Source organism: Marinobacter sp., assembly GCF_033722735.1.
In the GTDB taxonomy this organism is placed as follows: domain Bacteria; phylum Pseudomonadota; class Gammaproteobacteria; order Pseudomonadales; family Oleiphilaceae; genus Marinobacter.
This window is the reverse complement of the sequence record NZ_JAWVYN010000018.1, coordinates 69,267-75,523: the sequence shown is the minus strand read 5'-3', so window position 1 is coordinate 75,523 and position 6,257 is coordinate 69,267. Positions and strand designations below refer to the sequence as shown.

Here is a 6,257-nt window from a genome sequence, read left to right as displayed (position 1 = left end):
GAGCACTGAATCGAGTCGTCGATGAGCTCAATAATCGCCCCAGGAAACGGCTGGGGTATCGGACACCGGCAGAGGTGTTCTGGGGTGAATATTCCGGAGCACTACAAACGAGCGGTGCTGCACTTATTGTTTGAATTCAGGGTCAAACAGGTCTGCCCCGTGCTGGGTATCGTCAAAGGTATAGGAGGTGGTCTGGTAGATTGGCGTGGTAGCCGCGTTGGTCGCTGGGTCGCCGCTAAAGCCGGCGTGGAGGGCAAGCGTTTCAGGTTTCATGCTTTTCTTCCTTTTTTCTTGGGTTGAGTCATTCCTGATTGTTGGCTTTCGGCAGTATGACAGATAACGGGGGCAGATCAGCTTGCAATTGAGCAATTCGGCCCCGCCCTGAACACCCGATACGGTTTTTGCTATGAGCTGACGGATTGGCTCCAGACTTGCCAATGGAAGTGAGTCATGCCACGGAAGACACGGATGTATCTCCCGGGCGTCGCCAGGCTTATCGTGACCTGTTTCGATTCGGCCTTTCTCAGGAACTTGGAAAAGAGATTGCTGATTGTTGGTCGGACAAACCGCGTTCAGGTCGCGGTCGATCTGCCTCCACTGGACCGCAAGTCGGCCGGCCCTGCCGCTGACCAGGTGTGAAAGAAGCGCCAGGGAGCCCCGGTGTGAAGAAGGCTCTGGAGAAGCGGAGCGGCTTCCCGCGGGCAGTGTGTTGCCGATCGCAGCATGGGCGAGAGCAGGGAGTTAGGAAGATGCGTTTGAAAGGGGGGAGCGGTTTTTACCCGTTTCAGCCTATAATGCTTTCGACCAACGTTTCTTGCTTCTCAACCAGGGTGGAGTTGTTCCGTTTTCATGCCTTTTTTCGGCGTTGTTTGGGGGGTGGTGCTCACGCTGGCCTGCCTGGCCTCTTTGACTGCAAATGCTGAGAACGGTGAGCTTCGCCTCAGCGGAGATGTGCAGGAGCTGGCAGATCATCGGTTGTGGTATCCGCTGGATGCTTCCCTGGTGTCTGAGTCTGAGTTGTTGACGGCGCTCCAGCGGCACATCGCTGATGGGGAGGCCGTGGAGGGGACTCTCACTGGCCGGTCCGGGGCGTTTCTTGCCCGGGTGCCGCTGAGCATTTCCGGGCGTCAGCTCTGGTTTGTTGTACCCAGTGCGAATTTCATAGACGTTGGCCTGGCCTACTGGCAGCTCGAACAGGGTCCCCCGCAGCGGTTGGCGGAATTCTCCCAGCGCAACGACGCCGAAACGCCCCGCCTGATGCACGCCCAGGCGTTCCCGTTGTTGGTGCAGGAGGCGCAGGCCGGAACCCTCTGGCTCGTCGTCCAGGCCAAACACTTCCCAACACCGGTTTCGTTGACGTTCTACAGCCAGCAGGCCTTTTTCCACCACCAGGCTTTGGTCAACGGCGTCACGACCGCCGCGATTGTGGTCATGTTGACGCTGGCGGTATTGGCCCTGGTGGTCTACCTGCGGAACGGGCAGCGCCTGACACTGTATTGCGCCGGCTACGTTGGCCTGCATGGCCTTGGATGGGCGGCAGCGGCAGGTGCGCTCAATGCGCTACTGGCACCGCTGGGCGTCAATCCTGCCTACGCCGGCATGTACCTGTTTCCATTCGCCATCGCATTTGCCGGCCTCTTTACCCGGGGGCTGTTCAACTGTTACGAGCAACACCCAACCCTGGCCATGCTGCTGACGCGGCTGGCTCAAGGCTTTACGGCTTTGGGGCTCATCATGCTGTGGCTGCCGTTCCAGGCAACGTTCTACCTATCGCACCTGATCGCGCTGGTGTGGGTGCCGTTGAGCGTCTGGGTTGGCTTTCGGATGTTGAACTGCGCGGACTTCAGGGCCAAGTATTACCTGGTGGGCAACCTGTGCTACAGCCTGTCACTGGTGTATTACATGGCCAGCCACGCCAATCTGTTTACCGGTTTGGCTTATCCGGCGATGGTGGTCGTGGCTGCCCTGGCTGTGGATTGTGTGTGCATCCTGCTGTCGCTGTCGGAATGGCTCAGGAACAAGCAGCATGAGTTCGCTCGAGTGGCTTACGAAGCCAGGATTGACCCACTGACCAAGGTCGGAAACCGGATCCTGATGAATGAGAAGCTGGCACAGTTCTCTGGTGCCTATGTTGTGGTATTTATTGATTTTGATGGGGTTAAGTCGATTAACGATACGTTAGGGCATGCCGCCGGCGATCGCTTTTTGTCGGAGGCTGCCACCACGATGCGAAAGCGACTGGGTCAGAAAGGGGAGGTGTATCGCACCGGCGGGGATGAGTTTGTCTGGTTGATGGCGTGCGACTCGGAAGCCCAGCTGGCTGATACCCGTCGCCATGTCACCGGTGCCATTGCCAGTATCGAAGCCGCCTTGCAGGTCAACTGGCCGGCATCCGGTATCAGCTATGGGCTTGCCACCAGTCGGGATGGCCGCAATACCTCGGAGTGTCTGGCCGAGGCTGACCGGAAGATGTACCTTCACAAGGCCTCGAAAAAGAGTGATCGAGGCATCAGGCCGGTTTTAACTTAGAAAAGCATAAAAAAAGGGGGGGCAGATCGATTTTAGAATACTCGATCTGAACATCCCTCTCGAATTTTCAAGCCCGAGCGGCCCGAAGACCGGAATTTGCAGGCCATGGATGCCATGGCCATGGGGGCGGTTCACTTCCAGAGTGTGTCGCGTCGCTGGGCAGCGTTGGATATCGGTTGTCGCATCGACCGCTTTGTCCTCGCCGAACCCGTCTCCCTCCACCCAGTAGAAGCGCTCGATGATGCCATCGAGTGTTACGCCGGCGGGAAACGTTTTTTTGAAGTTGGCGACATCAGCTCCTAGTCTCCAAAGACTGGCTCATTAATAGCGAGCTCTCGGAGACGGTATGGTGAAGTTGGTTTCATACATCGGGTTTGCCCTGTTTGGCGCCGCACTGACGGCGATCAGTTACGGCTTGGCGCGGTTTGCTTTTGGTCTGTTTGTGCCGGCTATCCGCAGCGATTTGGCACTGACGCCTTCGCTGGTCGGTATCATCGGTGCTTTGCCGTTACTGAGTTTCTTGCTGGCTTCGCTGGTTGCGCCGATGGCGGCGGTTCGTCTTGGGGCTCGCAACGCGGCGTTGTTGTCGGGTGGGTTTGGTATTGCCGGGCTGATTCTGATCAGTCAGGCGTCGGGTGCAGTTTCACTGGGCGTGGGGGTATTTGCCTGCGGTATTTGCACCGGCCTTATGATGCCGGCGCTGACCGCGGCCATGCAGGTGCTGGTGGATCGCTCGGTGCATGGGCGGGTCAGTTCGATCATGAATGCGGGTACCAGTGTGGGGGTGTTTCTCGCCGTACCGGCCGTTCTGTTTATGACGGGGCTCTGGCGCTTTGCCTATCTGGCCTTCGCGGCTCTGGCCGTTGTCGGAGTGATCGCTACCTGGTTTGTGATTCCTTCCGTTTCCAGGGTAAGACCGTCAGATGCGGCGCCCCCACCGCCGATCAGTGCGCTTCAATGGCGGCGTCTCCTCCAGCTTTCGCTCTTCGCCTTCGCCATGGGGTTCGTCTCCTCAGCCTACTGGATCTTTGCGCCTGATCTGATGGTGACCCTGGGTGAGTTGCCGGCCAGTGCCACTGGTTGGCTTTGGCTGGCGGTCGGTGTTGCCGGGTTGGGCGGCGCGGTGGTGGCTGATCTGGCGGATCGGAACAATCCGCCCATCACCCAGGCGCTGATGTTGATGATGCTGGCCGCTAGCCTCGCACTGCTGGCATCCAGTCCGGGGCAGGTTGTGTTTGGGACGTTTTCTGCGTTGGTTTTCGGCCTGGCCTACATGAGCCTGACGGGGTTGTATCTGATGACGGGTATCCGGCTGTTGCCAGGCAGGTTGTCGATGGGCCCCGTCATGCCGTTCATGGCCGTGTCACTGGGGCAGGCGGCGGGTTCGCCCCTCGCCGGTATGCTGGTCAGCGACCAGGGCTATAGCACTGCGTTTGCGGCATTTTCTGTGATTGGCATCGTAGTGGCACTGCTATCGCCGCTGTACCCGCGTTACATCGATTTTGGGGATGAGGAAGTGGCAGAGGAGGAAACCGGCCTTCAGGCGGCATACGACTACCAGCTTCAGGATGAGGAAGGCGAGCCGTATAGCTACGATACCGAAGAGCACGCGGAAATTCCCAAGCGTTCAGAAGCCGGCGGCTGACCGAGGCTCTCGATCCTCTTACGATCCGTTCCCGGGATGCGAAAATTTCGCAGATTCAAGGACTGAGATGCATGGAGGCATTGCTATGGAAAGGCTGCGAACACTGTTTATCCTGTGCCCGTTGATATTCTCTGGCTGCACCAATGTTGCCGGCGACATCACCAGATCCATTCATCACTTACCGTCATCGTCCCTGAGCAGTGATACCCTGTTCGCCGCCGCCGGCCATTTTTTTACCAACCTGGGTTACCAGTGCGATTCCAACCATCAAGCTACACGCTTCCGTTGCACTAAGGCGCTCCGTGACGTCTATATCCACCAGACCCGGGCGGTGGTGCAGATTTATCCAGGCGACGCCGAAGTGACTCACCACTCCCTGTTCACAACCCGATGGGATGAGGGGCTGATTCCCGGGGAGTTCATCTCCAGCGAGTTCACGAATCCGGATGTGGCGGCGTTTTGTGACTACCTGCGGGAGGACGAGTTGGGACTTTGCCGGTCCGGCGATGAATGATGGATGGGGGCAGATTGGTTGTAGACTCAGTCTCTCCCGCCTTTCACCCGATCACAAACAGACCTGCACTTCGTCCCCGAGGGCCAGCTCACCCCCTTCAACCACTCGTGCGGTGATACCGCCATGCCCGCGCATGGCGTTGTAGCCACCCGGCCCAAGGGTGGTCTCCATCTTGCTGCAGGGATGACACTGGCCCGTGTACTCCAGCACCACATCACCGATCCGGAACGTTTTGCCTTTCAGGGCCAGCAGGTTCAGGCCAGAGACCACGATGTTGCGCCGGAGCACCTCTGGCCCGATGGCCTCCCGCTGCAAACAGGACGCGATCACATGCAGGTGTTCACGCTGGATCAGGGTAACCTGCCGTAGGCTGGTCTCGCGGCCCTGGAATCGATCGCCTTCCAGGCCCTGGCCCGGGGTGACCGTGACGCGATCCAGCGCCTGCATGGCCTCACCACGGGCGGGGCGGATACCAATCCACTCGACCCGGCCCCGTTGGGGGAGGGTGTCCAGCAGGGTTTGAAGTGGGGTTGCTTCGGCCATCGGAGATTGTTTTGAGGCAGCGCTTAAAGGTCAATGTACCGGGGCGCCAGCATGAGCGCGACGCCGATAGCCACCATGACAAGGGGATTGGTCACGAGGTACGGAAAAAGAATCAGTGCGAGGCCGCACCAGCGGACGGCCAGGTTCGATTGCCTTCGACCGTAGATGAAATAGCCGATGCCGATGGCGCTGAAAATGAGCCCCCAAACCAGGGTTGCAGTTTCCATAGCGCGAAAGTCTCCGCCGTAAAACTTCTATTTTAATCCGCGACGGGCTTGCTACCCCAGCCGTTACGCCGACCAGGAAGCGACTCAATGTCGGGGATTACTGCTACCAGGAGACGATTCGTCATCGGAGGTGTTGTCGTCGGACGTGACGTAGTAATCCTTTTCCTCAACTGTCTTCATGTCCGGGTCTTCAATACTGTTCTTGCGTCGGCCCTGGTACAGCCAGAAGGCCACGACAGCGCCAATGATGAGTAGTACGATCCACTTCATGCGCGTTTCCTCCGCAAGGTGATACATCACCTATTCAGGCACCCGCGAGGAGGTCCGTCAACAGGATAGGAGCGACGCACGGGGAAAACGGGCCTTCTCCAGTTTCATGCCCAGTTCCATGGGCTTTTGTCAGCCTGGCGTCAGTACTTCCGAAAAGCCCGGTACCAGCCCCCGGTGATGACAAATTTGGGGAAGGTGTAATGCTGCTCCAGAAAAATGCGTGCCATGGCGTTGCCTGCGCTGGTGAAGGGTTCTGGCTGGCGGCTCTCCTCCTTGTGGCCGCGACCCTGGAGGGCCATCGAAATGGCCCACAACCCGGGCGTGGCGGCCGCCAGGAGCCAGTGGCCGGTGACCAGGGACCACAGCAGCAGGCCGGTCGCGGCGATGAATAACGGTACGGCGAACAGGTGGATCATCAGATTGGTCCGTGACTGGTGGTTGTCACCGTATCCCTGCCATTGCCACTCGATCAGCTTGCCCATTGCGTTTTCCTCCCGATTGCTGACTCCAGTATAGGGTAGTGGCGGGT

The 6,257-nt window shown here is 58.7% G+C and carries 8 protein-coding genes and 1 pseudogene; 4 read left to right on the top strand and 5 right to left on the bottom strand.

The window, feature by feature from the left end:
• Nucleotides 1-141: 141 nt before the first annotated feature.
• A pseudogene (locus R3175_RS13685) lies at nt 142-273 on the bottom strand (bifunctional O-acetylhomoserine aminocarboxypropyltransferase/cysteine synthase); the annotation flags it as partial.
• Nucleotides 274-849: 576 nt separating this feature from the next.
• On the opposite strand from R3175_RS13685, the gene R3175_RS13680 reads away from it, so the two are divergent.
• The 4 genes from R3175_RS13680 to R3175_RS13665 all read left to right on the top strand — a co-directional run bounded on the left by R3175_RS13680 (nt 850) and on the right by R3175_RS13665 (nt 4,688).
• Nucleotides 850-2,529, top strand: coding sequence for a diguanylate cyclase domain-containing protein (locus R3175_RS13680; RefSeq protein ID WP_318944881.1), 1,680 nt, complete (start codon nt 850-852; stop codon nt 2,527-2,529).
• A 105-nt stretch (nt 2,530-2,634) separates the two neighbouring features.
• Entirely contained in the window at nt 2,635-2,832 is a 198-nt protein-coding gene (locus R3175_RS13675) for a hypothetical protein (RefSeq protein ID WP_318944880.1), read from the top strand.
• Between the two features lie 43 nt (nt 2,833-2,875).
• Nucleotides 2,876-4,174 carry an MFS transporter gene (locus R3175_RS13670; protein WP_318944879.1) on the top strand — a complete coding sequence of 433 codons (1,299 nt, stop codon included), beginning with the start codon at nt 2,876-2,878 and terminating at the stop codon, nt 4,172-4,174.
• Nucleotides 4,175-4,259: 85 nt separating this feature from the next.
• Nucleotides 4,260-4,688, top strand: a complete 429-nt coding sequence (locus R3175_RS13665) for a hypothetical protein (protein ID WP_318944878.1) — start codon at nt 4,260-4,262, stop codon at nt 4,686-4,688.
• Nucleotides 4,689-4,739: 51 nt separating this feature from the next.
• Here R3175_RS13665 and R3175_RS13660 read toward each other — a convergent pair whose 3' ends face one another.
• From R3175_RS13660 to R3175_RS13645, 4 genes are all read right to left on the bottom strand, one after another.
• Nucleotides 4,740-5,231, bottom strand: a complete 492-nt coding sequence (locus R3175_RS13660; RefSeq protein WP_318944877.1) for an MOSC domain-containing protein — start codon at nt 5,229-5,231, stop codon at nt 4,740-4,742.
• A gap of 23 nt (nt 5,232-5,254) precedes the next feature.
• Nucleotides 5,255-5,458, bottom strand: a complete 204-nt coding sequence (locus R3175_RS13655; protein WP_318944876.1) for a hypothetical protein — start codon at nt 5,456-5,458, stop codon at nt 5,255-5,257.
• Nucleotides 5,459-5,542: 84 nt separating this feature from the next.
• Nucleotides 5,543-5,728, bottom strand: coding sequence for a hypothetical protein (locus R3175_RS13650; RefSeq protein WP_318944875.1), 186 nt, complete (start codon nt 5,726-5,728; stop codon nt 5,543-5,545).
• 140 nt (nt 5,729-5,868) lie between these two features.
• On the bottom strand, nt 5,869-6,210 hold the full coding sequence (locus tag R3175_RS13645; RefSeq protein WP_318944874.1) for an Mpo1-like protein: 342 nt from the start codon (nt 6,208-6,210) through the stop codon (nt 5,869-5,871).
• Nucleotides 6,211-6,257: the final 47 nt, after the last annotated feature.